This is a genomic window from Eleftheria terrae (assembly GCF_030419005.1).
Lineage (GTDB): Bacteria > Pseudomonadota > Gammaproteobacteria > Burkholderiales > Burkholderiaceae_C > Caldimonas > Caldimonas terrae.
This window is the reverse complement of record NZ_CP106951.1, coordinates 1527120-1553195: the sequence shown is the minus strand read 5'-3', so window position 1 is coordinate 1553195 and position 26076 is coordinate 1527120. Positions and strand designations below refer to the sequence as shown.

General features: G+C 73.1%; 18 protein-coding genes. 12 read left to right on the top strand and 6 right to left on the bottom strand.

The genetic code is table 11. From position 1 onward, the window contains the following. Positions 1-16 precede the first annotated feature (16 nt). From N7L95_RS06785 to N7L95_RS06730, 12 genes are all read left to right on the top strand, one after another. Entirely contained in the window at positions 17-1138 is a 1122-nt protein-coding gene (locus N7L95_RS06785; RefSeq protein WP_301259061.1) for a flagellar basal body P-ring protein FlgI, read from the top strand. Between the two features lie 16 nt (positions 1139-1154). Next, positions 1155-1481 (top strand): rod-binding protein, encoded by a 327-nt coding sequence (locus tag N7L95_RS06780; RefSeq protein ID WP_301259060.1) that lies wholly within the window; start codon positions 1155-1157, stop codon positions 1479-1481. Between the two features lie 151 nt (positions 1482-1632). Further along, positions 1633-3012 (top strand): flagellar hook-associated protein FlgK, encoded by a 1380-nt coding sequence (gene flgK / locus N7L95_RS06775; RefSeq protein ID WP_301259059.1) that lies wholly within the window; start codon positions 1633-1635, stop codon positions 3010-3012. 61 nt (positions 3013-3073) lie between these two features. Next, positions 3074-3985 (top strand): flagellar hook-associated protein FlgL, encoded by a 912-nt coding sequence (flgL, locus tag N7L95_RS06770; protein ID WP_301259058.1) that lies wholly within the window; start codon positions 3074-3076, stop codon positions 3983-3985. Between the two features lie 27 nt (positions 3986-4012). Further along, positions 4013-5059, top strand: coding sequence for a hypothetical protein (locus N7L95_RS06765; protein ID WP_301259057.1), 1047 nt, complete (start codon positions 4013-4015; stop codon positions 5057-5059). A 287-nt stretch (positions 5060-5346) separates the two neighbouring features. Beyond that, a complete protein-coding gene (locus N7L95_RS06760) occupies positions 5347-7629 on the top strand; it encodes an ATP-binding protein (protein WP_301259056.1) in 2283 nt (760 codons plus the stop codon). Further along, positions 7626-10202 carry an EAL domain-containing protein gene (locus N7L95_RS06755; RefSeq protein ID WP_301259055.1) on the top strand — a complete coding sequence of 859 codons (2577 nt, stop codon included), beginning with the start codon at positions 7626-7628 and terminating at the stop codon, positions 10200-10202. The genes N7L95_RS06760 and N7L95_RS06755 overlap by 4 nt, the downstream gene beginning before the upstream one ends. 634 nt (positions 10203-10836) lie before the next feature. Next, positions 10837-14091: a sensor histidine kinase gene (locus N7L95_RS06750; protein WP_301259054.1), complete on the top strand. Its 3255-nt coding sequence runs from the start codon at positions 10837-10839 to the stop codon at positions 14089-14091. Then, positions 14088-14477 (top strand): response regulator, encoded by a 390-nt coding sequence (locus N7L95_RS06745; RefSeq protein WP_301259053.1) that lies wholly within the window; start codon positions 14088-14090, stop codon positions 14475-14477. The genes N7L95_RS06750 and N7L95_RS06745 overlap by 4 nt, the downstream gene beginning before the upstream one ends. Before the next feature lie 4 nt (positions 14478-14481). Beyond that, a complete protein-coding gene (locus N7L95_RS06740; RefSeq protein WP_301259052.1) occupies positions 14482-15618 on the top strand; it encodes an ATP-binding response regulator in 1137 nt (378 codons plus the stop codon). Between the two features lie 39 nt (positions 15619-15657). Next, on the top strand, positions 15658-16308 hold the full coding sequence (locus tag N7L95_RS06735) for a response regulator (protein WP_301259051.1): 651 nt from the start codon (positions 15658-15660) through the stop codon (positions 16306-16308). 233 nt (positions 16309-16541) lie between these two features. After that, the gene (locus N7L95_RS06730; RefSeq protein WP_301259050.1) at positions 16542-17159 is read left to right on the top strand and encodes a hypothetical protein; all 618 of its coding nucleotides are present in this window, start codon (positions 16542-16544) and stop codon (positions 17157-17159) included. A gap of 123 nt (positions 17160-17282) precedes the next feature. Here N7L95_RS06730 and N7L95_RS06725 read toward each other — a convergent pair whose 3' ends face one another. The 6 genes from N7L95_RS06725 to N7L95_RS06700 all read right to left on the bottom strand — a co-directional run bounded on the left by N7L95_RS06725 (position 17283) and on the right by N7L95_RS06700 (position 25959). Further along, on the bottom strand, positions 17283-17804 hold the full coding sequence (locus tag N7L95_RS06725; protein WP_301259049.1) for a hemerythrin domain-containing protein: 522 nt from the start codon (positions 17802-17804) through the stop codon (positions 17283-17285). Between the two features lie 137 nt (positions 17805-17941). Continuing rightward, positions 17942-18187: a hypothetical protein gene (locus N7L95_RS06720; protein ID WP_301259048.1), complete on the bottom strand. Its 246-nt coding sequence runs from the start codon at positions 18185-18187 to the stop codon at positions 17942-17944. An 85-nt stretch (positions 18188-18272) separates the two neighbouring features. Beyond that, positions 18273-18779 carry a pilin gene (locus tag N7L95_RS06715; RefSeq protein ID WP_301259047.1) on the bottom strand — a complete coding sequence of 169 codons (507 nt, stop codon included), beginning with the start codon at positions 18777-18779 and terminating at the stop codon, positions 18273-18275. Further along, complete coding sequence (locus N7L95_RS06710) at positions 18776-20587, bottom strand: zinc ribbon domain-containing protein (protein WP_301259046.1); 1812 nt, start codon at positions 20585-20587, stop codon at positions 18776-18778. Before N7L95_RS06710 ends, N7L95_RS06715 begins: the two co-directional genes overlap by 4 nt. Before the next feature lie 105 nt (positions 20588-20692). Beyond that, the gene (locus N7L95_RS06705; RefSeq protein ID WP_301259045.1) at positions 20693-22180 is read right to left on the bottom strand and encodes a DUF3999 family protein; all 1488 of its coding nucleotides are present in this window, start codon (positions 22178-22180) and stop codon (positions 20693-20695) included. Further along, positions 22177-25959: a DUF2339 domain-containing protein gene (locus N7L95_RS06700; protein ID WP_301259044.1), complete on the bottom strand. Its 3783-nt coding sequence runs from the start codon at positions 25957-25959 to the stop codon at positions 22177-22179. The genes N7L95_RS06705 and N7L95_RS06700 overlap by 4 nt, the downstream gene beginning before the upstream one ends. Positions 25960-26076: the final 117 nt, after the last annotated feature.

The following is a 26076-nucleotide window of genomic DNA, read 5'->3' as shown; positions in this document are numbered from 1 at the left end:
CCACGAGACCGACCCCATGAACACTCGCTCCCTGCGCCTCCTGCTGGCGCTCCTGTGCAGCTCGCTCCTGCTGGCGCTGGCGCCGCCTGCCCATGCGGCGCAGACCCTGCGCAACCTGGTGCGCGTCGAAGGCATGCGTGAGAACCAGCTGATTGGCTATGGCCTGGTGGTCGGCCTGCACGGCACCGGCGACAGCACCCAGGTGAAGTTCTCGGGCCAGTCGGTCAACAACCTGCTCAAGCAGTTCGGCATCGAGCTGCCGGCCGGTGGCGACACCAAGCTGAAGAACGTGGCCACGGTGATGGTCAGCGCTGTCTTCCCGCCGGGCTACCGGCGCGGGCAGACCATCGACATCACCGTCAGCTCGCTTGGCGATGCCAAGAGCCTGCGCGGTGGCGTGCTGCTGCTGACGCCGCTGCGCGCGGCCGACGGCGAGGTGTATGCGCTGGCCCAGGGCAACCTGGTGGTGGGCGGCCTCTCGGCGCAGGGCAACAGCGGCTCCAGCGTGACGGTGAACACGCCCACCTCCGGGCGCATTCCCAACGGCGCCAGCGTGGAGCGCGAGATCGAGACCGACTTCGACAGCCGCCCCACCGTGCGCCTGAGCCTGAAGCGGCCGCACTTCCAGACCGCCACCAACATCGTGAGCGCGATCAACCGCCGCTATGGCGGCGAGATCGCCACCACCCGCGACGCCACCAGCGTCGAGGTGGTCGCGCCGGTGAACCCGACGCAGCGGGTGGCCTTCGTGGCCGGGCTGGAGTCGATGCCGGTGGAAGTGGGCGACGAGATTCCCAAGGTGGTCTTCAACTCGCGCACCGGCACGGTGGTGATCGCCGAAGGCGTGCGGGTGCGCGCGGCGGCCATCTCGCACGGCTCGCTGAAGGTGGTGATCTCGGAGTCGTCGGCGGTCAGCCAGCCGGCGCCCTTCGGCCGTGGCGAGACCACGGTGACGCCGCAATCGCGCGTGGCGGTGGACCAGGGCAACGGCCAGATGTTCAAGTGGCCGGCCGGCGCCAGCCTGCAGGCCATCATCGACACGGTGAACAGCACCGGCGCCTCGCCCGACGACATCATGGCGATCCTGCAGGCGCTGGACCAGGCCGGCGCGATCGACGGCGAGCTGGTCATCCTGTGAGCCGCGGGGAGCCGAGATGAATCCGATCCAGACCAACAGCAGCGCGGCCGCGCCGGCCGCCGGCGAGGGCGACAAGGTGCGCGCCCAGGCCGAGGCGGCGGCGCAGAAGTTCGAGGCCTTCTTCATCACCGAGGCGCTGCGCCAGATGCGCCGCGCCACGCGCGAGATGGCCGGCGAGGACAGCGTGTTCCGCGACCGCATCAACGACGACATGCTGGACATGGCCGACACCCAGGTGGCCGATGCGCTGGCGGCCCAGCGCGCCTTCGGCATCGCCGACGCGATCCTGCGGCAGGTGCTGCCGGCGCCGGCGGCCGAGGCGCCCAAGCCCGACGGGGCCTGAGGTCGGGGCGGGACGGTGCGCCGTGTGTCCAGCGCCGATGTTTGCGGCTTTTTGCACGCGCGGTGGGTCCATAGCTGCGCTGCCGCCGCCCCGCCGCTTAAGCCCGCCCCCGCGCCGGTCGCCTTAGACGAGTAACCGAAGCTCCATTGCCATGTCCATCATCCAGAACGCGCTGTCCGGATCGCTCGCCGCCCAGGCGGCGCTGAACACCGCCAGCCAGAACATCGCCAACGTCATGACCCCCGGCTACACCCGCCAGGGCGTGCTGCTGGCAGCGGCCAAGCCGTCGCAGGCAGGCGGCCTGGGCGCCGGCGACGGCGTGCGGGTGCCCTCGCTGATCCGCTTCAGCGACGACTACAAGACCCTGCAGCTGTGGCAGGCCGGCTCCGAGCTGGGCCGCCGCGAGGCGGTGCAGCCCTACCTGACACAGCTGGAGCAGGTGATGGGCGACGAGGCCTCCAGCCTCAACGCCGGGATGGACAGCTTCTTCGGCGCGCTCAATGCCGCCAGCGTGGAGCCCACCTCCAGCCCGCTGCGACGGCAGATCGTCACCGCGGCCGATGCGCTGGCGCAGCGCTTCAACAGCCTGGACCAGGTGCTGGGCCAGCAGCGCGCCTCCATCAACCAGCAGCGCCTGTCGAGCGTGGCGCAGATCAACACGCTGACCGCCGGCATCGCTGCCCTCAACCGCGAAGTGGCAGCCACCCGGGCCAGCGGCCTGAACCCGTCGGGGCTGATCGACGAGCGTGACCAGAAGATCGACGCACTGGCCGGCCTGGTCGGCGTGCAGGTGGTGGAGCAAGCCGACGGTACCCGCAGCGTGTCGCTGCGCGGCGGGCAGCCGCTGGTGGTGGGCATGGACGCCGCCACGCTGAGCGCGCAGGGCCAGCCGGATGGTTCGCAGAAGCTCACGCTGTCGTTCGCCAAGGAATCCTTCACGCTGGGCACCAGCGGGCTGGGTGGCCCGCTGGGCGGCCTGGACGAGTTCGAGCAGAAGATCCTGCAGCCGCTGCGCGAGTCGGTGCGTGACATGGCTGGCGAGCTGTCCAGCCGCTTCAATGCCCAGCTGGCCGCCGGCTTCGCGGCCGACGGCAGCGCGGGGGCGCCGCTGTTCAGCTTCGATGCCACCAGCGCTGGCGGGCTGCTGCAGGTGGACACCACGCTGTCGGCCGACGACCTGGGCTTCTCCTCCAACGCCAGCCAGCCGGGCAACAGCGACAACCTGCTGGCACTCATTGCGCTGAAGCAGCAGCCGGTGTCGGTGGGCTCGCTGGGCAATGTGCTGCTGGGCGATGCCTACACCCAGCTGGTCGGCCGGCTCGGCATGGACAGCCAGCAGAACCAGGCCGCGCTCAAGACCGCCGAGACGGTGCGCAACCAGGCGCAGGAAAGCTGGAAGTCGAGCAGCGGCGTCAACAGCGACGAGGAAGCCATCAACCTGATGCAGTACCAGCAGATGTACCAGGCGAACATGAAGGTGGTGGCGGTGGCCAACCAGCTCTTCGACAGCACCCTGGCCATGCTGGGCTGAGGCACGGCAGGCAGCCAAGCAGGCACGCACAAACGCAAGAACGCACGCAGCAGAGACCCTCATGCGCATCGCAAGCACCCATTACCACGCGACGATGAACACCGCGCTGCAGACCGCTTCCGCCCGCGTGGGCGAGGTGATGCAGCGCATGGCCACCGGCCAGCGCCTGCTGCAGCCCAGCGACGACCCGGTGCGCCAGGTGCGGCTGTCGCGCCTGCTGCGCGAGGACGCCGCCATCGAGCAGTACCGCGACAACATCGGCGCCCTGCGCAGCCGGCTGCAGCAGAACGAATCGCTGCTCAGCGGCATGACGCAGGACATGCAGCAGGCGCGCGACCTGCTGGTGTGGGCGGCCGACGGCGGCAACACCTCGGAGGACGTCGGCGCCATGGCCGACTCGCTGGCGGCGCTGCGCGACAGCCTCTACTACACCGCCAACAGCCGCGACCAGGAAGGCCGCTACATGTTCTCCGGCACGGCCACCGGGGTGCCGGCGGTTGCGCTGGACCCAGCCGCTGCGCCGGGAGCGCGCTACAGCCTGGCCGGCAATGCCGGCGAGCAGAAGGTGGTGGTGGGCAACGGCGTCACCCAGACCGCCAACGTCACGCTGCAGGAGATGCACACCATGCTGAACCTGCTGGACCGCGCGGTGGCCACGCTGCGCACGCCGGGCGTGAACATCAACGACCCGGCCACCCGGGCCCATGCTGCCGCGGCGCTGGACGGGCTGGATGCCGGCATGGAGTCGGTCAGCGTGAAGATCGCCACGCTGGGCGGTGCGCAGAACCTGCTGCACACGCTGGACGCCAACCACGAGAATGTCAGCCTGTCGAACCAGCAGGCCCTGGTCAAGCTGGGCCAGCTCGACTATGGCGACGCCGCGGTGCAACTCAACGGCTACACCACCGCGCTGCAGGCCACGCAGAAGGCGTATGGCCAGGTCAGCCGGCTGTCCTTGTTCGACGTGCTGTAAGCGCGGGCGGCGGAGCACGAAGTGAACATGCAGATCACGCCTCTCGGTGCCGGTGCAGTCGCGCCGCGACCGACCAGCGGCCATGACGCCGCTGCGGCGGTGCGCGGCCCGGCCGCAGCCGGCCCGGCCACGGCGGCGTCGCCGGCGTCGGCCGGCACGGCGGCCGCGGTGCGCAAGCGCGGCGTGCGCAACTGGAACCCGCAGCTCAATGCACAGCTGGCCGGCGCCCAGCAGGCCCTGAACTTCCTCGACGACGCGGCCCGCCAGCTGCAGCAGCTGAAGGCCGAACTCAGCGGCCGGCTGGCCGCCGGCCAGCCGCAGGACGACAGCTCGCTGGTGCAGGCGGTGGAGCGGTTCTCGCAGACCTGGCAGCAGCGCAGCCAGGCCAGCGCCGGCAGCCTCGATCCGCAGCTCGACCACACACCGCCCGGCGAGGCGCGGCAGTCGTTCACCATCCGCGGCCTGGACCTGCGCAGCTTGCGTTCGGGTGGCGCCGAGACGCTGGCGTTCAGCGTCGGCCTCCCGGGCCAGAAAACCACCCGGGTGCACCTGGAGCCGGGGCTGTCCGACGAGGCGCTGCTGCAGCGGCTCGACAACGCCCTGGCACCCGCCGGCATCCGCGCCGCGCGCGACGCGCAGGGCGAGCTGGTCTTCAGCACCCTGGAATCCTCCTGGGGCCAGGTGAAGGACAGCCTGTCGGTGCATGGCGGCGGCATCCGCTTTCCTGGCGGTGCCTTCCATGCGGTGCGTGCCGAGGCGCTGCCGGAGGCGGTGCGGCCGGCCAACTGGGCCGCGCAGCAGCGCGCCAGCCTGAGGCAGAGCCTGCAGGAGGTGCTGGATGCGATCGAGCGGGTGCGGCGCGCGCGCGAGGTGGTGCAGACCGCCCTGGCCGAGGCGCGGCAGCAGGTCGACGGCGCCAGCCCGGCCGACGAGGCGCAATGGGCCCAGGACTTCGTCGGCAGCTTCGAAGCCCAGGCGCAACAGCCCGGCTACGAGTTGCTGGCCTCGGTGGCACCGGCCCTGGTGGGCCTGGGCCGCGAGCGCGTGATGGCCTTGCTGTCGGTCGGCGGCTGAGCCGGCTCGCCAGCTGCCCTGCATCCGAGCCGCCGGCCGCGCCGGCGCCGGCCTTCCGCCCGCCTGCGCGGGCCGTTTCCATTCTGCCGCCCCACCTCACCGCCTGCCGCCTGACCGCCTGCCGCTTCGGCCGGTCGGTTGAGCGCGCACGTCCGCCGCCGGCCGCCCCGGCGAGGGGCGCCGGCAGCGCAAGCCCCTACTTGCGCTCGTCCAATAGGAAAATCTCCTAACCCCCTCTACGTCATCCCCATGGAGGTGGCAGGCGGTCTCTGCATATGCTCCCCGGCATGACAACTCCCAGCCGGCCGCAGTCCGTCGAGACGCCTGCGCACCGTGGCGATCGTCGGCCGGCACCGGGTGTGCAGGTGGACGGCGCCGGCGGTGCCGCAGCGCCGTTGCTCGCGGAGCTGCTGCTGCATGGCCGCGATGCGCTGGCGGTGCTCGACCTCGACGGCCGGGTGCAGCACTGGAACGACGGCGCGGCGCGCATCTACGGCATGCCGGGCGAGGCGGTGCTGGGCCGTCCCTTCGAGGACCTGTTCGAGCATGCCGACCGCCTGGCCCTGCAGGAGCTGCTGCTCGGCTGTGCCCGCCCGGCCGAGGCTGCAGGCGCGGGCGCTGTCGGGACGGCACCCGCCACGCTGGAAGTGCGGGCCTGCACGCCGCAGGGCGACGCGCTGTGGGTGCTGCTGTCGGTGTCGCCGCTGCCGGCCGGGCTGCTGGTGCACGGGATGGACATCACCGCCCGCCGCATGGCCGAGGACGCGCTGCGCCACGCGCTGGAACGCGCCAACACGCACAACCTGCGGCTGCTCGAGCTCAACCGCGCGTCGCTCGAGATCAACCGCCTGCTGGGCCGGCCGGAGCTGGTCCAACGCATCGCCGACGATGCGCGCCACCTGCTGTCGGCCCATCTCTGCCTGGTGAGCATCTGCGCCGCTGGCGAGGCGGGCGACCGGCATGCCGCATCGCTGTCGGCCAAGTACGCGGCCTTCCGCGGCCAGCAGGATGCGGTGGCGCAGGCGCGCCAGGCGCGTCGCCTGTGCACCCTGCTGCTGCAGCACGGCGCGCCGGTGCGGTTGGGCACGGCCGAGCTGGCGCGCCATCCCCGCTGGCGCGCGCTGGCCCAGCCGGCGCCGGGCCGGCCGGCGTTGCGCGGCTGGCTGGCAGTGCCGCTGGTCGGCCGTGAAGGCCAGCCGGTGGGGGTGCTGCAGCTGTCCGACCGGCACGAGGGCGACTTCAACGACGAAGACCTGGCCATGGCGACCCAGCTGGCCCAGATTGCCGCCGCAGCGGTCGAGTCCGACCTGCTGTGCAGCGCCGCGCTGCCGCCCCGCATGGTCGCCGCGCCCGTCACGCCGCTGCCGCCGGTGGCCCCGGTGGCGTCGGTGGCCCCGGTGTGCGGGGCGCTGGCCGACAGCGGGCTGCGGGCCGCTGCGCAGCAGGCGATTGACGAGCGCGACCGATTCTTCGGCCTCTGCCCCGACCTGTGTGGCAGTGCCGACCGGCACGGCCGGCTGCAGCAGCTCAATCCGGCCTTCGAGGAATTGCTCGGCCGTGACAGCGCCAGCCTGGTGGGCACGCCGTGGCTGGAGCTGCTGCATCCGGACGACCGTGCCGCCTTCACCGGCCTGCAGCCCGGCGAGCGGCGCGAGCATGGCATGGCGCGGCTGCACCCAGCGCTGCTGGACAGGGATCCCTGGCTGGACTGGGCCTGCAGCCTGGCCGCCGACGGCAGCGTGGTGTTCATCGGCCGCCGCCTGGCCGCGGCCCCGCGCGCAGCCGAGGCGCAGGCCGGCGCCGGCCGGCCGGCCGGCGCGGAGCTGGCTGAGCTGGCCGCGCAGGCGCTGCGCGAGCCGCTGCGCAAGATCGAGGCCTTCTCCGAGCGGCTGCAGCGCCGCCAGGCCGACGTGCTGGACGAGGAGGGCCGCCAGGACCTGGACCGCATCAGCCAGGCCGGCCGCCGGCTGTCGCGCCTGACCGGCGACCTGCTGGCCTATGCCCAGGCCGGTAGCCGCGCGCCGGCCTTCGAGAGCGTCGACCTCTACCAGCTGGCGATGCAGGTGCTGGCCGGGCTGGACGCCGAGGTGCGCCGCAGCGACGCGCGCGTCGCCGTGCTGCCATTGCCCATTGTCGAGGCCGATGCCACCCAGCTGCGCCAGCTGCTGCACCATTTGCTGGTCAATGCGCTGAAGTTCACCCGGCCCGGCGTGCCGCCCCAGGTGCAGCTCAGCGCGCGCAGCCTGGCCGGCGAGCCGGCGCGGGTCGAGATCGAGGTGCGTGACCACGGCATCGGCATCGACCCGCAGCAGGCGGCGCGCCTGTTCCTGCCGCTGCAGCGGCTGCAGGAGCGCGGCCGCTACGAAGGCTCCGGCCTCGGCCTGGCACTGGTGCGCACCATCGCCGAGCGCCACCACGGCAGCGTGGAGTTGCGGTCGGTGCAGGGCCCGGGCGCGAGCTTCGTGCTCCGGCTGCCGCTGCGCCAGGCGGCCGGCACCGACGACCACGGGACGGGCGCTGTCGACGCGCTGCTGCCCGCCGAGCCGCTGCCGGCTCGCAACGCCGCATGACGGGCGGCGCGCTGCGCGTCCTGCTGGCGGACGAAGACGCCGAAGACCGCCTGCTGCTGCAGGACCTGCTGTGCCGCCTGCCGCCGCCCGGCTGCGTGCCGGAGTGCGTGGACAGCTTCGATGCGGCGGTGGCGGCTTTCGCCCAGGCCCGGCACGACGTCTACCTGGTGGCTCAGCAACTGGGCCCCCACCGTGGTGACGCGCTGCTTGGCTTGCCACGCCATGCACAGCAGCGCGCGCCCATCCTGGTGCTGATGGACAGCGACGATGCGCTGCGCGAGCGCGAGCTGCTGGCCCGAGGCGCGGCCGACTGCCTGGTGAAGGGCCAGATCGACGTGGCCGGACTGGCCCGCAGCCTGCGCGGCGCGCTGGGGCGCCAGCAGGTGGTGGCCGGGCTGCTGGAAGAGCGCGACCGGTTGCGCTCGCTGTTTCGCGGCCAGGTGCAGAAGCTGCGGGAGGCCTTGCGCGAGCAGCAGCGCCTGGCCCGCAGCGAAGCCAGCCTGCGGGGCCTGCTGCACGACAGCGACGATGCGGTGCTGGTATGGCCGCTGACCGAGCTGCCCGACCCGCCACTGCTCTACGCCAACCCGGCCGCCGCCGCGCTGTTCGGCCTGGCCGCCCGGCCGGGCCAGCCCCTGCCGGAGGCCGCTGCGGCCGCTCTTGCAGCGCCGGTGCCAGCCGCGCTCACGTTGCTTGACGGGCAGGGCCGGCCGCGCCGCCTGCTGCCGCACAGCGCCTGCACCGACTGGGACGGCCAGGAAGCCGCGCTGCTGGTGCTGCGGGAGCTGTCGCCCGCGCCGCCGGGCCATGGCGAAGCGCTGCCGGCCGCCGGCGCAGTCAGCGGCACCGACCCGCTGACCGGGCTGCCGGACCGCAACGGCCTGATGGCCGGCCTGGCACGCGCCCTGGCTGACTTGGGCAGCGAAGGCCGTCGCCTGGTGGCGCTGGTGATCGACCTGGACCACTTCAAGGAAGTCAACGACACCCTGGGCCACGAGATCGGCGACCGCCTGCTGCGCGAGGTGGCCGCGCGCATCGGCCGCTGCCTGGGCGGCGGCGACACGCTGGGGCGGCTGGGCGACGATGAATTCCTGGTACTGCTGCCCGGCCTGTCCCAGGCCGATGCCGCGCTGCCGCTGGTGCGCGAGATCGCGGCAGCGGTGGCCGCGCCCTGCGAGCTGGGTGGACGCACCCTGTACGCCAGCTGCAGCATTGGCGTGGCGGTCTCGCAGGGGCTGCCCGGCGAGCCGGCCCAGCCGCTGGTGCAGCAGGCCGACATGGCGATGTACGCGGCCAAGCGGGCCGGCCGCAACACCTGGCAGGTGTACAGCGCCGAGCTGATGCAGCGCCTCAACGAGCGCACCGAGATGCGCCAGCGCCTGCAGACGGCCATCCGCCGGCGCGAGTTCGAGCTGCATTACCAGCCGGTGCTCGACCTGGCCAGTGGCCGCATCGGCGGCGTGGAGGCGCTGATCCGCTGGCAGCATCCGGGCCTCGGCCAGATCAGCCCGGCTCGTTTCGTGCCGCTTGCGGAGGAGACCGGCCAGATCGTCGCACTGGGCGAGTGGGTGCTGGAGGAAGCCTGCGCCCGGCACCGGCAGTGGCTGGAGCAGGGCCTGGTGGAGGGGGCGCTGGCGGTCAATGTGTCGGCCCTGCAGTTGCAGCGGCCCGATTTCCCGGCCTTGCTGCAGGGGGTGCTGGAGCGCACCGGCCTGTCGCCGCAGCGCTTGCAGCTCGACCTCACCGAAGCCGTGCTGATGGAGCCGGCCGGCCGGGCGGCGGACACCCTGCGCGGCTTGCGCGAGCTGGGCATCGGCATCGCGATCGACGATTTCGGCACCGGCTTCTCCAGCCTTGGCCAGCTGCGCCGCCTGCCGGTCGACAAGGTCAAGATCGACCGCAGCTTCGTGGCCGAGATGGCCGACGAGAGCGGCGGCGGTGCCATCGCGCTGAGCGTGATGGACATTGCGCGGCATCTCGGCCTGCAGGTCTCTGCCGAAGGCGTGGAAACACCGGCCCAGCTGCAGGCCTTGCGACGCCACGGCTGCCAGCAGGCGCAGGGCTACCTGATCGCGCTGCCGATGCCGGCGGCCCGGCTCGACGGCTTCCTGCGGGAGTTCCGGCTGGCACCCGCTGGCGAGGCCGGGCCGCTGCAGGTGCCGCGGGTGCTGCTGGTGCACGGCGAGCCGGAGATCCTGCGCTCGATGGCCCGCGCGCTGCGGCGCGAGGAGTGCCGCGTCCGCACGGCCGGCAGCGCCGTCGAAGCGCTGGGCCTGCTGCGGGAGGAGAGCGCCGAGCTGCTGCTGGCCGACCTGCACCTGCCAGACGGCGGCGGCCTGGCGCTGTTGCAGGCAGTGCACGCGTTGTATCCGGCGCTGCGCCGCAGCGTGCTGTGCGGCCGGGTCGACCTGCCGGGCGTGCAGGCCGCCGCTGCGCGCGGCGAGGTCGATGCATGGCTGCCGGTGCCCTGGCGAGACGAGGCCTTGCAGGGTTTCGTGCGGCAGTCGCTGCACCGGCGTGAGCGGGACGACGCGGCGGCCGCGGCGCCGCCGGGGGTGCCTGCGGCGCGATGACCCGCTGTCGCGCTGCCCTGCCGTTGAGCCGGTGGATCCAGCTGCCGGCGGTCCGCACGGGCGCATCGTTTGCTGAACTTTCAGCAGGCCTTCCCGCGCACGAGGACCGCCCCGGCCCCGGCGAGAAGACCGGCCGGGCGCGCGCCACGCCGCCTGCGGCCCGCCGTGCGGGCGGCGCCACGTCCTGCAGTTTGTCGTTCACCGAGGAAGGGCCGGCCCGTGGATATCCGCAAGCGCCCCGCAGAGTTGTCATGAGCGGTGCACGGCCGCCCGAAGGCGCTCGCACCGCTGTGCGTCAGCACGGAGGTTGCCGAATGAGCGGTGCACGGCCGCCCGAAGGCGCTCGCACCGCAGTGCGCCAGCACGGAGGTTGCCGAATGAGCGGTGCACGGCCGCCCGAAGGCGCTCGCACCGCAGTGCGCCAGCACGGAGGTTGCCGAATGAGCGGTGCACGGCCGCCCGAAGGCGCTCGCACCGCAGTGCGCCAGCACGGAGGTTGCCGAATGAGCGGCGCATGGCCGCCCGAAGGCGCTCGCACCGCTGTGCGTCAGCACGCACGGCGTGGGATGCAGGGCCCGCGGCCGCCCGAAGACCACGACCGGCGCCGCCCCATCCCCCGCGAGGAGGCCGCACGATGAGCGTGCTGCGCAAGCTGCCGCTGTACCGCGTCCTGTTGCGGGTGGCGCTCTATGTGCTGCTGCCGCTGCTGGCGGTGTCGGTCTGGCTGGGCCGGCAGGCCTACCAGGAAGAGCTGCAGGCCGCCCAGCGTGCGGCCCTGCAGGCCGCCGAGGAACGCGCCAGGGGCGTCGAGCGCAACCTGGAACAGGCCCTGCAGGTGCTGGCCATCGGCGCTGCCCGCCTGGGCGAGCCGGCCCTGCGCGGCAGCCCGCATTGCGACAGCTTCCCGCAGGACTTGCTGCAGGCCGAGCAGGCGGTGATCGGCGCCTGGGTGCTGCACAGCGATGGCGAGCCCGCCTGCAGCGCGCCGAACGCGAGCCGGCCGCCGGCGCTGGCGGCCTGGCCGCGGGATGCCGGCCGGGGCGTGTGGACCGTGCAGGGCGACGAATCGGTCCTGCTGATGCGGCACAGCATCGTCGCACGCGACGGTGCGCCGGTCGGCAGCTTTGCGATGCAACTGGATGCCGGCCTGATGGCCGGCCGGGAGGAGCACCTGCTGGGCCAGAGTTTCCATGTGCGGGTGCACTGGTTCGAGGCGCCGCGCCAGGGGCCGTCGACCCCTGCCAGCACTGACGCCAACGGCACGCTGCGCCTGCCCGTCGTGCTGCGCGGGCAGCAGGTGGCCGAGCTGCTGGCCGAGCCGGCCCCCGCCCACCCCCATCCCGGACGCGACGGCCTGGCCCGCTGGCGCGACATGATGGCCTTCACCGTGGCCGGGCTGGCCCTGCTGGCGGTGGCGCTGGTGGGTTACAGCCACTGGGTGCTGCGGCGGGACGTGGCCAAGCTGGTGCAGGCGGCCGGCAACCCGGGCCAGGCCCTGGCGCGATCGGACGAGATGGCCCTCAGCGAGCTGGCCGGCGTGGCCCGCGCCATGGCCGCCGAGCAGGCCCGCGTGGCCCAGCTCACCGACGCGCTGCGGCGCAATGCCGAGCGCCTGGAGGAGGTGCAACGCACCGCCGCGATCGGCTCCTGGCGGCTCGACCTCCGCGACGGCAGCATCGAGTGGTCGGCCCAGACGCATGCCCTGTATGGCGTGCCCGCAGACACGGTGATCAGCCACGACCTGCTGGAGGGCCTGGTGCATCCGGCCGACCGGGCCAGCTTCTCCGAGCGCACGCGCGCCTTGTACAAGGGACAGGCCGACCTGGACGTGGTGCACCGGGTCCGGCGCAGCGACGGCAGCGAGCGCGTCCTGCATGCACGCGCCACCGTGCAGTTGCAGGATGAAGCCGGCCGGCCGACCCATGTGCTCGGCACGGTGCAGGACATCACCGAGGCCTACGGCGCTGCGCGCCTGAACGATGCCCTGTCGGGCGCCTTGTTCCTGACCGGGGATGCGGTGCTGCTGGCCCGCCCGGGCAGCGACGGCTCGCTGGAGCGGCTGTGGGCCAACCCGGCCTATGACGCGGTGCACGGCGAGGCGGTGATGCTGCAGGCGCCGGTGCAGCAGCAGCTCTTCGATGCCGAGCGCGGGCTGCTGCGCGAGCAGGCCCAGGTGCTGCGGGACAGCATGCAGCGGCAGCTGCCGGCCCGCCTGGAGATGGAGCTGCCCATGCGGCAGGGCCGGCGCTGGACCGAGGTGGACCTGATCCCGGTGATGGCGCCGCAGGGCGGCGAGCTGCACTGGCTGCTGGTGCTGCGCGACATCAGCGCCCGGCATGAGGCGCAGCAGCGGGTGCGCGACAGCGAACGCCGCTACCGCGCCCTGTTCGACCACCATCCGCTGCCGATGTGGACCTACGACACCGCCAGCCGCCGCATCATGCAGGTGAACCAGGCCGCGGTGCGCAACTACGGCTACAGCCGGGACGAGTTCCTGGGCAAGACCGTCTTCGACCTGCATCCCGAGGCCGACCGCGAGGTCGTCGAGCGCTACCTGCAGGAGACGGGCGGGCGGCCACCGCCGGCCGAGCGCCGCTGGCGGCACCAGACCGCCTCCGGCCACTGCATCGTGGTGGACATCTATGGGCAGGACGCGCCCTTCGACGGCCCCGGCCACCGCCTGCTGTGCCCGGTGGACCGCAGTGCCGAGCAGCAGGCGCTGGACGCGCTGCGCACCCTCAATGCCGAACTGGAGGCGACGGTGGAGCAGCGCACCCGCGCGCTGGCGCAGCGGGAGCAGCAATACCGCGTGCTGTCCGACCTGTCGCCGCAGATCCTCTGGCAGGCCGACGCGCGCGGCCGCGTCACCTACCTCAACCGGGCCTGGTACGAGCTGGTGGGCAGCGCCGATGAAGACTGGCTGGACCTGCGCTGGATCGACGCCCTGCATCCCGAGGACGTCGAGCCGACCCGTGAGGCGTTCATGCAGGCCTCGCGCGAGATCCGCCCGATGCGGGTGCGACGCCGGCTGCGCACCCAGGCCGGCAGCTACCGCAGCTTCCTGTGCGTGGCGGCGCCGGTGCTGCAGCCCGGCGGCGAGGTGGAGAGCTGGGTCGGCGTGGACACCGACATCACCGAGCTGGAGCGCCAGTCGAGCCGGCTGCAGCAGCTCAACGACGAGCTGGAGTCCTTCTCCTACTCCGTCTCGCACGACCTGCGGGCGCCGGTGCAGGTGATGAAGGGCTTCCTGGAAGCGGTGCTGTCCGGCCAGGTGGGCCAGGTGGACGACCGCGCGCGCCACTACCTGGAACGCGTGCTGCGCAACGCGCGCCGCATGGACGAGCTGATTTCCGACATCCTGTCGCTGTCGCGGGTGTCGCGGGCGACGCTGCGCTTGCAGCGTTTCGATGTCGCGGCGCTCGCCCGCACGGTGGTCGAGACGGTGCAGGAGCGCTACCCCGACCGGGTGGTGGAGTGCTGGACCCCGGCCCACTTCGACCTGGTGGCCGACCGGGGGCTGCTGCAGGCCGCGCTGGAGAACCTGATGGACAACGCCGCCAAGTTCTCGCAGGGCCGGCCGGTGTGCCGGCTCGAGTTCACCGCGCGCCGCGAGCGCGACCAGGTGGTGCTGGAGCTGGCCGACGAAGGCGTGGGCTTCCCCGAGGAATATGCCCATCGCCTGTTCCGCCCCTTCCAGCGCCTGCACAGCCAGGAGGCCTTCGCGGGCACCGGCGTGGGGCTGGCCACGGTGGCCCGCATCGCGCACCTGCACGGCGGCGAGATCAGCGGGCGCAATCGCGAGGGCGGTGGCGCGTTGTTCGAATTGCGCCTGCCGCTGATGCCCGAGCTGCCGGCGCCGCAGCCGGTGGCCGAGGAGGACATGGCATGAAGCAGCTGGTGCTCGTCGACGACAACCCGGACCAGATCGAGCTGATGGTGCTGGCCTTGCAGATGCGGGGCATCGACCGGCCGGTGGTGACCTTCGAGTCCGGCACCGACTGCGTCGGCGCGCTGCAGCGCGGCACCGTCCGGCCCGGGCTGGTGGTGCTCGACGTCAACCTGCCGGGACTGGACGGGCCGGGCACGGCCGAGCGCATCCGTCGCCTGCCGGCGATGGCGGACGTGCCCATCGTGATGCTCTCGACCTCCGACCAGGCGGCCGACATGCAGCGCTCGCGGGCCTCGGGCGCCGACGGCTATGTGCTGAAGCCCGGCCGCGAGCGCGGCTGGGCCGAGGTCATCGTCGAGTTGATGCGGTTCTGGCAGGAGGGCTGAGGCGATGGACGCAACTGCAGCACCGCAAGGCATGGGCCAGGCAGGGCGGCCGGCGGCCGGCAGGCCGGGGCAGGCCCCCTTGCAGATCGTCTGCATCGAGGACGAGGAAGACGATGTCGAGCTGTTGCGCCTGAGCCTGCTGCGCGGCGGCGTCGCCGCCGACATCCGGCGGGTGGCCGACGAGGCCGGCCTGCGCCGCGAGCTGCTGTCGCCGCCGGACCTGCTGCTGTGCGACTACAGCATGCCCGGCTTCTCGGCCGAGCGCGCCTTGGCGCTGCTGGCCGAAGGCCCGCATGACGTACCGCTGGTGGTGGTGACGCGCGCCATCGGCGAGGAAGCGGTGGTGCGGCTGTTCCGTGCCGGCGCAAAGGACTACGTGGCCAAGGACAAGCTGGCCCTGCTGCCTTCGGTGATCGACCGGGTGCTGCGGGCCCGCGCGCTGGAGCAGGAGCGGCGCCGCACGGCCGAGCAGCTGGGCGCGGCCTATGACCGGCTGCGCCTGCTGTCGGCCCGGGTGGTGAATGCCCAGGAGCGTGAACGGGCGCTGATCGCGCGGGAGCTGCACGACGGGCTGGGCCAGTTGCTGACCGGCATCGTCATCCACCTGCATGCCGCTGCCCGCAGTGGCGACCCGGAGGACGCGCGCCGCTTCGCCGAGCGGGCGGCCGGGCTCGCGCAGGAGGCGATCCAGCAGGTCAAGAGCCTGTCCTTCGACCTGCGGCCGGCGCAGCTGGAGTTGCTCGGCTTCAGCGCGGCGGTGCAGGCCACGGTGGAGCGGCGCCTGGAGCACAGCGGCATTGCCGGCTATGTGCGGGTGCGTGGCGTGGATGACGCGCGGCGTGGCCGGGCCCAGCAGTCGGTGGCCCTGCGCATCCTGCAGGAGGCGCTGACCAATGTCGTGCGCCATGCGCAGGCCCGCACGGTGGTCGTGCGGCTGCGCTTCGCCGGGTCGCAGCGGCTGGTGATGACCGTGGCCGACGACGGCCGCGGCTTCGACGTTGCACGCACGCTGGCCGGTGGTGTCAGCGAGAAGAACCTGGGCTTGTATGGCATGGCCGAGCGGGCCGAGCTGGTGGGCGGGCGCTTGCGCTGGCGCTCCAGCTTGGGTCGCGGCACCGTGCTGCAGCTGTTCATTGCATGAGGGCTGCCGCCATCGCGCAGCCCGGAAAGGAAATACAACGTGAGCCCGCAACCCTCCATACGCGCCGTGCTGGCCGACGACCACGATCTGGTGCGCTCGGGCCTGAAGCTGCTGCTGGAGATGGTGGATGGCCTCAAAGTGGTCTACGAGGCGCGCACCGGCATCGAGCTGATCGAGTCGGTGCAGCGCCTGCGTCCCGACCTGGTGGTCACCGACATCTCCATGCCCGACCTGGACGGCCTCAGCGCGCTGGCCCAGATGCGCGCGGTCGAGCCGCCGCCCAAGGTGCTGGTGGTGTCCATGCACGACTCGCCCGACTTCATCCGGCGGGCCGTGCAGCTGGGCGCGGCCGGCTATGTGCTGAAAGAGAGCTCGCCGCTCGAGCTGGAGCAGGCGGTGGGCAGCGTGATGCGCGGCCATGCCTACTTCAGTGCCCAGGTGTCGCAGAAGCTGCTGCAGGCCAAGGAGCGCTCGCCGGAGGAGCTGCTGACCGAGCGGCAGCTGGAGATCCTGGTGCTGATCGGCAAGGGGCTGGCCACCAAGGAAGTCGCCTTCAAGCTGGGCCTCAGCCCCAAGACGGTCGACGTGCACCGGGCCCGCATCATGGAACGGCTGGGCATCAACGACGTGGCAGGCCTCACGCTGTACTGCGTGCGACATGGCCTGATTGACCCCTCGCGCGGGGCCTGAGCCGGGGGCGGCCACCTTGTTTCGTTGTGTACTTTCTGCTTTGCAGTTGCAGGAGCGGCGGGTAGCATCGCTGCCACTTCGAACATGAGGGGCCGGCGGGCCGGGCCCGCGCGCCCGGCACAGGGGGGTGTCTTGGAACCGGTACAGCCTGTCTTGGCCCTGGAGGCCACCACGGGACGTCGAGCGGTCGGCAGTGGTCCGCGCAGGGGCGGGTGCCCGGCAGGGAGCGAGGCATGAACCTCGACCCACCGCTGGTGGTGGTCAAGCCCCGGCCGCCGGGGGCCAAGGGCCGGGAGCGGTTTTTCCTGTACCGCGGCTCGCTGGCTTCGCTGCAGGAGGTGAAGCGGCGCGAGCTGCCGGCCTACGTGGCCTTGGGCCAGGACTGGGGCATGGAACTGGTGCGGCTGCCTTTCCGGCATGGCTGCCTGCTGGAGTTCCGCCGGGTGTTCGGCGGCGTGCTGCGCTGGGTGGTCTATGCCAAGGACGGCCGGCTCTACCTCGACACCGGCCCGGAGGTCTTCGGCATCGGGCCATCACAGGTGATGCTGCAGGTGAGCCGGCTGCCCGGGGCGGTGCGGGTGCGGATGAGCCGCGGCTCCTCACGCCGCCAGGAAAGCTTCTGGGTGCGGCGCCCGCTGCGCCGGGTGCTGCTCGGCGAGCGTGCGGACGCGGCCGATGGCTGGGACGCGCTGTATGCGCTGTTCAAGGACCTGGAGACGGAGGACGGCCGCGCCCGCTGGACCGAGCGCTGGAGCACCGGCATCGAGCAGCCAGAGACCTATGTGGGCCCGGCCGACAATGGCGGGCCTGCGCCGCAGGCCTCGCACGGTGGGGCCGCCCGGCCGGCCTGAGCCATCCCGGGCGGGCCGGTGGCCTCGGCCGGCCACCACGAGCAGGCCTGACGGCCGGCCGCAGTGCCGGGGCCCCGCGACCTGGCGACACCGGCGCCATGGCATGGCGGCCGGCGTTGCGGGTCAGGCCTCGATGGCCTCTTCCTCTTCTTCCAGCAGCCCCAGCTCCGACAGCAGTGCGTTCTTGCGTTGCAGCAGCTTGGCGCCGAGCTTCTGCAGGTCCACGCCGGCGGCCTTGATCTGCGGGAACATCTCGTTCTGCTCTTCCTTGATGTGGTGCTCCACATACTCGCCCAGCACGATCACCTTGGCGTCATACAGCTTCTCGCGCGGCTGCATGGACTGGATCTGCTCGATCAGGTCCTTGGCGCTGGCATGCTCCACCGTGGCCTCGTCGACCAGGTCTTTTTCCTCGAGGAAGCGACGGGCGGCGGGATAGAAGATCTCTTCCTCGATCTGCGTGTGCACCGTCAGTTCCTGGCAGATCTGAAGGGCCAGCTCGCGCTTCTGGGCGGCAGCGCCGCCTTCCTCGGCCAGCTTCTTGTATTGCTTGAACAGGGCCTTGACCTTCTTGTGGTCGGCGATCAGCAGCTCGATGGCATCGGGGCCGGCAGCCGCGCTGGTCTTGCGTTGAGTACTTGCCATACAGAATTCCTTCGTGGGTGTGGTTGTCAGTGAGCCGGCATGCGCCGCCGGCCATGACAGGATTGCAGCCGACGCGGCGCCGCGTGTCGGTAGGCGATGCGCTGACGCAGCGGTAGGCGTCGGCCGATGCAGCCCGTTCAGGCGTCGAGCGACTTGTCGCGCTCGGGCACCTGCTCGCCGGTGCCGCCGGGCCCGTGCTGCTTCATGTCATGCGCTGCATGGTTCTCGGACGAATGGGCGTGGCGGTCGGACACCAGCGCCTGGTCGGAGCCGCTGCGGCCGGAGCTGTCAGCGGTCGGCAGTGCGTCGGGCGTCGGCGTCGAGGGGGCTTGCGGGGGCCGGCCGGAAGAGCTGTCGCGGCGGGTGCTGGAGGGGCTGGGCATGGTGAACTCCTTCGTTGTTGGAGGCTGTCCACCGGAGCAAGCCCGGTGCCCGTGTCGGCCCCCGGAGGGGCGGGCGGCGCAGCCGTCAGGGAGTCGACGCCCGGCAATTGGCCGGCAGGAAGGCGGCCGGCAGGTCGGTGCGGTCGCGACCGCGCGCCTGCATGGCGCCGGGCGGGGCCGCCTTGCCGCAGACCCAGGCCACCGGCACACGCCGCTCGTCTTCCATCACGCCAGCCCGCAGGCTCAAGGTCTTGCCGCGGAGGGCGCTGCTGGCTTGTTGGCCGAAGGTGACGTGGATGGCGCCATCCTCCACCGTGACGGCGCTGACCAGGTTGCCAACGATGCGCTCGGGCGCCGGCAGACCCGCCTCGGCGTTGTCGGCCGGCAAGTCGTCGCCGGCGCCCCAGGCGGCGGCGATCGGCGCCTTGGCCACGTCGGCCAGCCGCGTGCCTTCGACCACCTGCTCGCGCACCATCTTGTCGCGATAGCTGGGCACGGCCATGAGCGCCAGGATGGCGATGACGGCCAACACCATCACCAGCTCGATCAGCGTGAAGCCGCCGGTCGGCCGGCCGGATCGGGCGGCTTTCATCGGGGCGTGACGGCGGCGCCGCAGGCGGCACAGAAGCGGGCGGCCGGGGTCAGGGCTTCGCCGCATTCGGCGCAGTAGCGGGGCGCCGCCGGCGAGGCGGGCGGCGGCGCCGCCTCGCCGGCCGCCGTGCCGGCCTGGGTCAGTGCGGCGGCGGCCCGGATGTCGTGGTGCAGCTGCGCCGCCCCCGGGCCGGTGGCGAGGGCGCGCTCGCCCTGGCCCAGCTGCGCGATGCGGGCCTGGTCTTCCTCGCTGCCGGGCGCCACCAGCACGCTCTGGCTGCGCCCGAAGGCGGCCAGGTGGGCGGCCAGGTCGCGCGCCTCCATCGCGGTGGAGAACATGGCGGTGACCTGGCGTTCGCCGTCCTTGCCGAACACCACCGATTCGATGCGGGCGCGCCAGACGCGCAAGGTCATCGCCTCGGTGCGCACGATCTCGCTGTCGGTGTGCAGCCGGCTGCTGAGCTGGTTGCCAGTGCCCACCCGCGAGCGTTGCCAGGTGCCGGCCAGTTCCACCCAGACCAGCACCGACTCGAAGTTGAAGCGACCCCACAAGGCCTGCGAGGCCTTGAAGCAGAACAGCGCCACCAGCAGCAGCAAGGTCGAGGTGCCGGCCATCGACAGGCGGTTGTCCTGCCAGGCGGCGGTGACGTCGAAGGCCCGCACGAAGTAGAGCAGGAAGCCGACCGCGATCGCCACCAGCAGCGTGGCATACAGGTCCAGCGCCACCAGCCAGCGGTGCGCCCGGTGGGCCAGCGCCGAAGCGAGCGTGGGCGCCACCGTGCCGCCCTGCGGCATCGGCTGGGTTTCCTCGAGCAGCTCGCCGGCGAAGGGGCCGGCGTTGCGGCCGGGGTCGATGGAGGGTTCCAGCCGGGCATAGCGGCGGTTGGGGATGCGCTCGGTCCACTCCTGCTGCAGCTTGCGGTCGAGTTCGTCGAGCAGCAGGTGGGGCGGCGCATTCATCGACAGCTTGAGCTGTTCACCACTGGCTTGCGTGCTCGGCAGCTCGCCGACCTGGGCCAGCACGGCGAGCGCGACCAGCGTCACCGCCAGCAGGCCGGTGCCCAGCATCACTGCGGTCTGGCCGCTGAGCGAGAAGCTGCCGAGCGATGGCAGCCGCGCGCCGACCAGGCCGATCAGCACCGGGGCCAGCAGGGCGGCGGCCACCAGGCCGACCACCGACGCCATCGTCAGGCGGGCCTGCTGGTCGCTCAGCACCGGCTTGAGCAGGAAGAAGGCGCCGAAGAGGAAATAGAGGATGCCCACCCAGGGCCGCGAGGCCTCGGTGCCCAGCAGCCACCACGAGACGGCGAAGCTCAGCGCGGTGGCCAGCATGGCCGCCAGGTTGAAGAAGTGGCGCTGCGCCAGCGTCTGCACCGCATGCGGTGCGGTGATCAGCCGCGGCACCGCGTGGTAGAGCAGGCCGTCCAGCGCACCCTGCGGCTCGGGGTAGGTGAGGCCGCCCTGGCGCAGCATGTCCTTGTAGTAGCCCGCACGGGGTGAGCCCCCGGTGGTGCCCGGCGCCAGCTCGGGCGCCAGCGAAGCCGGCCGGCCGCGGCCGAAGAAGAAGCGCAGCCGCCGGGCCGCGGTGCCGGCCGCGAACAGCCCGCCGGCCACCAGCGCCAGGCCGGCCAGCAGCGGCGCCAGCACCAGCCGCAGGCTCTGCGCCTGCAGGGCCTCGCGGCTCCACCACAGGCACAGCAGGCCGCCGCCGGCCAGCAGCGCCGCGCACAGCCAGAGCCACAGGTTCTGCAGCCGGTAGGGATTGGGTAGCTCCAGCCGCTGGCTTTCCGAGCTGTAGTCGTAGCCCATGCTTGTCCTCCTGAGTGTTCGGGTCGCATTGTCAACCGGCGCGGGCCGATGGCCCGGTGCCGGTGCGCGATGGCGGCCCCGAACGCCCCACCGCTTCGCTGCGCCTCACTCGGCCGGGGGACGCTTGCGCAGGAGCGACCAGGCCATCCAGCCCATCAGCGCCAGGCCGCCGGCCAGCACGGCCCAGAGCCCCGGCGCCACGGCAGGGCGCGCCGGCACGGGGGCGGGCGAGGACGCGGAGGCGACGGCAGGCGCCGCCGCCGCCGGCAGCGACAGGCTGGCCGTGTCGGCCGGCAGCGGCTCGCCCGGGCGGCGCAGCGGCAGCAGCTGCTGCAGCGCGACTGGTGCGCCGGCCTGGCGCTCGTCGCCGCCCCAGGCCAGCCGGTAGGGGGCCGGCCCGCGTGCCAGGAACACCAGCGAGCGGGTCTCGGCAGCGACCTTCAGGCTCGGCGGCCGCTGGCCGAGCTGGGTGATGGGCCCCTCGGTCTGCAGCCGCAGCTGCGGCCAGACGCCGGCGTCGAAAGGCAGGGCGGGCGAGCGGAATTCGCCTTCCGGCAGGCGCAGCCAGTAGACGCTGGTGCTGGCCAGCGGCAGCCAGCCGGGTGGCGCGGGGGGCCGCTGCTTGTGGCGCAGCGCACGCAGGCGCTCGCGCAGCCCGTGGGGCGGGCCGGCGGCCGGCGCGGCCGCTTCCTGGCCGAGCAGCTGCACCTCGGCCAGCGCATTCGGCTCATGGGCCACCACCTGCAGCTGCGCCAGCGGCAGCTGGGCCGGCAGCGGGTAGTCGCAGTGCCGAGGGCCGCAGCCGCTGGGGGCAATGGGTTCGCTCCACTGCAGGGCGGGCGCCTGCTCCACGCTGGACAGCGCGGTGACCTCGGCGGCGGCCAGCGGCGGCAATTCACTGCCTTCGATCGGGCTGAGCCGCAGGTAGCCGGGTGGCACGCCGCCGAGCGGCAGGCTGGCCTGCTCCAGGCGCAACCCCTGGTGTTCGAGCCACAGCACCTGCAGGCGCGGCAGCACCGACTGCCAGTGCTGCAGGTCGGTGCTGCTGTCCAGCGCCAGCGTGTAGGCCCCGTGCCTGCCCTCGGGCAGGCGCAGCTCCAGGGCCTGCAGCGAACCACGCAGCTGCCGGGTGTCGAGCACCCAGGCAGGCGGCCGGGCGGGCTGGCGCGTCACACCGGGCTGCTTGAAGAAGGGCACCGTGCGACGGCTTTCCTCGGCCGCCGGCGGCGGCAGCTCGCGCCAGGCGAAAGGCAGCGCCTCGCCGCGGGCATTGAGCACGCGCAGCGAGCCGAAGTCCGACGAAGCGGCCCGCGTGTGCAAGGCCATCGGCAGGTGCACCGTGTGGTAGGGGCCGCTGCCCTGCAGGGCCAGCTCGGCGCTGCCGGGGGCGGCCAGGGCCGGGCCGGCGGCCGCGGCCAGGCCCGCCATCGCCTTGGCCATCACACGCGGCAGAATCCGGTGGCCAGTGGCGGGCCGGGCCGGCGGGGCACCGGGCGGGGCCTGCCGCCCGTCGCGGCCGGTCACCGCGGTGTGCCGGCGGCTGCGCGGGCCAGCGGCGCTGGCGGACGGGAAATCGCTGCGGGTCGGGTTCACGCCGGCACCTCCTCGCTGCGCCGGCGTGGCGGCACCGGTGCGAAATAGCCCACCACCAGCAGCAGCACACCTACCACGATGAAGGACACGATGCGGTAGAGGCTGCCGCGATCGGCCAGCTCCACCAGGAAGAGCTTGAGCACCACCACGCCCAGCAGCGCCGCACCGAGCACCCAGACACCGCGGCGCACCTGCCGGTGGCCCGCCAGCATCAGCAGCACGCCGAGCACCGACCAGGCCACCGACAGCGCCGCCTGCGTCAGCGTGGAGTCGTACAGCGCATCGCCGCTCCAGGCCACGCCGGCCCAGTGGTGGCAGGCGCGCAGCACCGCGAAGGTGTAGAGCGCGAAGGCCGTCGCGCCCAGGCCGCCGAGCAGGGGCCGGCGCGGCAGCCGCTGCCGCCAGTGCGCCGGCAGGGCCCGCTGCCACAGCAGCAGCGCAAGCAGCACCAGGCCCTGGCCCAGCTCCAGCGGGTTGAGCAGCGGCACATAGGGCAGCGGCGCTGCATTGCCCGGCTGCAGGTTGCCGACCCAGAGCCAGCCCGCCAGGTAGAGCGCCAGCGGCGCGCAGGCTGCCAGCAGGTAGGTGTCGCGCTGCTCGGTCAGCGGCCAGCGCTGCAGCAGGGCCGGGCGGGTCAATGCACCGAGCAGGAGCGCCGGCACCAGCATCCAGCCCAGCGTGGGCCAGGCCGAGCCCGGCTCACCCAGGCCGGCCATCGCCAGCTGGCATTCACGCGCGGCGAGCAGCAGGAAGAGCCAGAAGCCGAGCACATGCAGCAGGCCCAGTTGCTGCGGGCGCCACCAGGCCGTTTGCCGGCGCAGCAGCAGCAGGTGCCAGGCCAGCGCCAGCGGCCACACCGCCCAACCCAGGTGGGCCGAGGGTGCCAGGCCCGCCACGGCTGGGCCCAGCAAGGCGCAGCCCACCCAGGCCGGCAGCGTGCCGGCGGTGGCGCGGCCGAGCACCTGCCAGCGGCGCCAGCCGGCCAGCGCCGCCATGCCGACGGAGGTCAGCAGCACCCAGGCCGCCAGCGCGGCGGCGCCGAACTGCAGCGCATCGCGCGCCAGCAGCTGGCGCCAGCCTTCGGGCGGCAGCACCTGGGCCCACCAGGCCAGGCTCCACAGCACCACGGCCCAATGCAGCGCAGGCGTGTTGCGCCACGCGCTGGGCCGCCGCCAGCGGCGGTGCAGCCAGTCACCGGCCAGCAGGCCGGCCGCGGTGAGGATCAGCGGGCCCCACAGGGTGACGCCGGGCCCGTCGCCCCACAGTGGCGCCCCGAACAGCAGCAGGGCGACGCCGGCGGCCAGCTGCAGCCCCAGCCCGGCCAGCGCCAGGGCCGGATGGGCCAGCCGCAGCGCAAGGAACAGTGCGGCCAGGCCGAGCACCGGCCAGAGCAGGGCGGCGCGGTCGGCCGGCATCACGAACAGCAAGCTGCCGGCCAGCACCGCCAGGCCGGCAAGCAGGCCCAGGCTGCCGGGCAGCGACCAGGCGGGCACGGCGGCGGCCGCGTCCATCACGCGCAGCTGGCGGCGCAGGCCCAGGCCGGTCTGCAGCAGCAGCGCGGCGGCGATCAGCACCGCGGCCGCCAGGCCTTGCCAGCCGCTGGCGAGCATCGCGCCGTCGCCGGCGACGTGCAGGGTCGAGACCAGGCCGGCCAAGGCCAGCACGTGCAGCACCGCCGAGCAGGCGCCCAGCACCGAGATGCCCAGGCGTTCGCGGCTGGCCGCGCAGGCCAGCGCCAGCCAGGCGGTGGTGACGCTGGCCCACGGCGGTGGCAGCAGCATCCAGCCCAGCAGGGCGAGCGGCGCCGTCACCAGCCAGGGCAGGGCCAGCACGTTGGCGCTTTCCCAGGCCGGGCTGTGCTGCGCCGGAATGCGCAGCCAGACCCGGTAGATGGCGAGCGCGCTGGCGCCGAACAGCACCACGCCGAGCACCGAGCCGTCGATGAGGGGGGTGCCCGGCGTCAGGTCCAGGCTGAGCGAGCTGGCCAGGCGCACCAGCCCGCCAAGCAGCACCAGCAGGCCGAAGGCGCGTGCATACGGCCGGTGCTGCCGGGCACCCAGCCAGTACATGCCGGCGGCCTCCACCGCCCAGGTGGCGCCGGTCCAGGCGCCTTCCAGCGCGAGCGGGACGGCCAGGGTGCCGAAGATCACGCTGACGATCACATAGGCTTCGCCCAGCAAGCCGTAGCGCGGATGGCCGCCGCGCAGCAGCCCGCCGCCCAGCAGCAGGTAGAACAGCGAGTAGCCGAAGGCCGCCCAGGCCGGGCCCCAGGGCAGCGCCTCGACCAGCGTGTACTGCAGGCCGAAGGTGGCCAGCGGCACGCCGAAGACCAGCGTGCTGTCGACCCGTCCCACCTGGGCCAGCGCCTGGGAGGCGCGCGCGGACAAGGGCCGGTCGGCGTCCCGGCCCGCCGGGCTGCCGGTGTCGCTGGCCAGCGCGCGCCGGGCGAACAGCACCCCCATGGCGGTGAACAACAGGAAGAACAGCAGCAGGAAGGCCTGCGTGCTCGGATAGAGCGCGTCGGTGTAGCGGCTGTGGGCCCAGCCGCTGGCCAGCGTCAGCGTGCCGAACAGGCCCACCAGGTGCAGCGGGCGCCAGGCCTTGTGCCAGGCGACGAGGAAGATGCCGATGTCGAGGATGGCCAGGTAGCTGAACAGCGCGATGTGGTTGCCGCTGCCATCCGAGATCAGCACCGGGGCCGCGAAGCCTTCGGCGATGGACACCAGCGCCAGCCAGGGCGCGTCCTGCTTGACGGCCAGCACCGCCCCCAGCACCGCCACGCCGGCCATGAAGCCGAAGGCCATGCCGGCGCTCAGCAGGGGGTGGCCGGCATGCAGCTTCAGCGCGGCCAGTGCCGTCAGGTAGAACACGCCGATGCCGGCACCCTGCAGGATCAGGCCATAGCCCTGGCCGCCGGCCTTGTCGGCCCGCTCACGCAGTCGCCAGCCCAGGCCCAGCAGGAAGGCGCCGACAGCGCCCACGCCGGCGTAGCGCAGCTCCAGCGGTACGGTGACCCGCTCGGCCGCATAGCGCAGCAGGAAAGCCAGGCCGAGGAAGAGGATCAGCACGCCGGCCTTGACGATGGTGTTGCCACCGAAGATCAGCCGGCTCACCACCGGCGGCAGGCGGTCACGCAGCGGCACGGGGGGCGGCGCAGGCGGCCTGGCGGCGCGCGGCGGGGCCGGCTCGGGGGCCGGCGCGCCGAGCGCATCCACCGGTTGGGGCGGAAGCTGCGGGCCGGGTTCGACGGCCGGCCCGTCGAGCGCTGCGCTGGAAGCCACCACCACCTCCGGCAGGGCTGGCTGCCAGGCGTCGGCCTGCGGCTCGGGGGAGGCCGGCAGCGCCGCCTTCGCCAGGACGGCCGGCGTGGCGGCCTGCACCACCGCCGGCGGCAACACCACCGGGCGGGGCTCGGCCGGTGCTGGCCGGGGCGTGCCTGCGTCCGCAGCCGTGTCTGGCACCGCTGGCGGCGCCACAGGGGCCGAGGCCTCCGGCATGGCCGGCTCGGCCTGCTCCAGCCGTTGCAGGCGGCTGCGCAGGCGCGCCACTTCCTGCTCGAGCGCCTGGACCCGTGCTTCCAGTGGCGCCGCGCCGGCCGCCGGGCCGGCTGCCGCCCCGGTGGCTGGCGGCGCCGGGCGGGCCGGCTCGTTCGCTCCCAGGGCGGCCTTGCCGAACAGCGTCCACAGCGCGGGCCCGAGCACCAGGCCGGCAAGCGCGCCGAAGATGTCGCCGATGCTCCATCCCAGGTAGGCGCCGATCAATGCGCTGACAAACTTCATGCCTCACCCTTGGTCTTGTGCCTTGCGGCGATTATCGGCGTGGCGGCGCATGGCGCCGGACCGGCCATCCTCCCCCTCAAGGGCGGGGCGCTGCGGCCGCAGTACGCGGCGCGGGCC

Bases quoted from the DNA above. Each gene is read 5' to 3' on its own strand.
- N7L95_RS06785 (WP_301259061.1), top strand. From the start codon at position 17: ATGAACACTCGCTCCCTGCGCCTCCTGCTGGCGCTCCTGTGCAGCTCG.
- N7L95_RS06780 (WP_301259060.1), top strand. From the start codon at position 1,155: ATGAATCCGATCCAGACCAACAGCAGCGCGGCCGCGCCGGCCGCCGGC.
- flgK (WP_301259059.1), top strand. From the start codon at position 1,633: ATGTCCATCATCCAGAACGCGCTGTCCGGATCGCTCGCCGCCCAGGCG.
- flgL (WP_301259058.1), top strand. From the start codon at position 3,074: ATGCGCATCGCAAGCACCCATTACCACGCGACGATGAACACCGCGCTG.
- N7L95_RS06765 (WP_301259057.1), top strand. From the start codon at position 4,013: ATGCAGATCACGCCTCTCGGTGCCGGTGCAGTCGCGCCGCGACCGACC.
- N7L95_RS06760 (WP_301259056.1), top strand. From the start codon at position 5,347: ATGACAACTCCCAGCCGGCCGCAGTCCGTCGAGACGCCTGCGCACCGT.
- N7L95_RS06755 (WP_301259055.1), top strand. From the start codon at position 7,626: ATGACGGGCGGCGCGCTGCGCGTCCTGCTGGCGGACGAAGACGCCGAA.
- N7L95_RS06750 (WP_301259054.1), top strand. From the start codon at position 10,837: ATGAGCGTGCTGCGCAAGCTGCCGCTGTACCGCGTCCTGTTGCGGGTG.
- N7L95_RS06745 (WP_301259053.1), top strand. From the start codon at position 14,088: ATGAAGCAGCTGGTGCTCGTCGACGACAACCCGGACCAGATCGAGCTG.
- N7L95_RS06740 (WP_301259052.1), top strand. From the start codon at position 14,482: ATGGACGCAACTGCAGCACCGCAAGGCATGGGCCAGGCAGGGCGGCCG.
- N7L95_RS06730 (WP_301259050.1), top strand. From the start codon at position 16,542: ATGAACCTCGACCCACCGCTGGTGGTGGTCAAGCCCCGGCCGCCGGGG.
- N7L95_RS06725 (WP_301259049.1), bottom strand. From the start codon at position 17,804: ATGGCAAGTACTCAACGCAAGACCAGCGCGGCTGCCGGCCCCGATGCC.
- N7L95_RS06720 (WP_301259048.1), bottom strand. From the start codon at position 18,187: ATGCCCAGCCCCTCCAGCACCCGCCGCGACAGCTCTTCCGGCCGGCCC.
- N7L95_RS06715 (WP_301259047.1), bottom strand. From the start codon at position 18,779: ATGAAAGCCGCCCGATCCGGCCGGCCGACCGGCGGCTTCACGCTGATC.
- N7L95_RS06710 (WP_301259046.1), bottom strand. From the start codon at position 20,587: ATGGGCTACGACTACAGCTCGGAAAGCCAGCGGCTGGAGCTACCCAAT.
- N7L95_RS06700 (WP_301259044.1), bottom strand. From the start codon at position 25,959: ATGAAGTTTGTCAGCGCATTGATCGGCGCCTACCTGGGATGGAGCATC.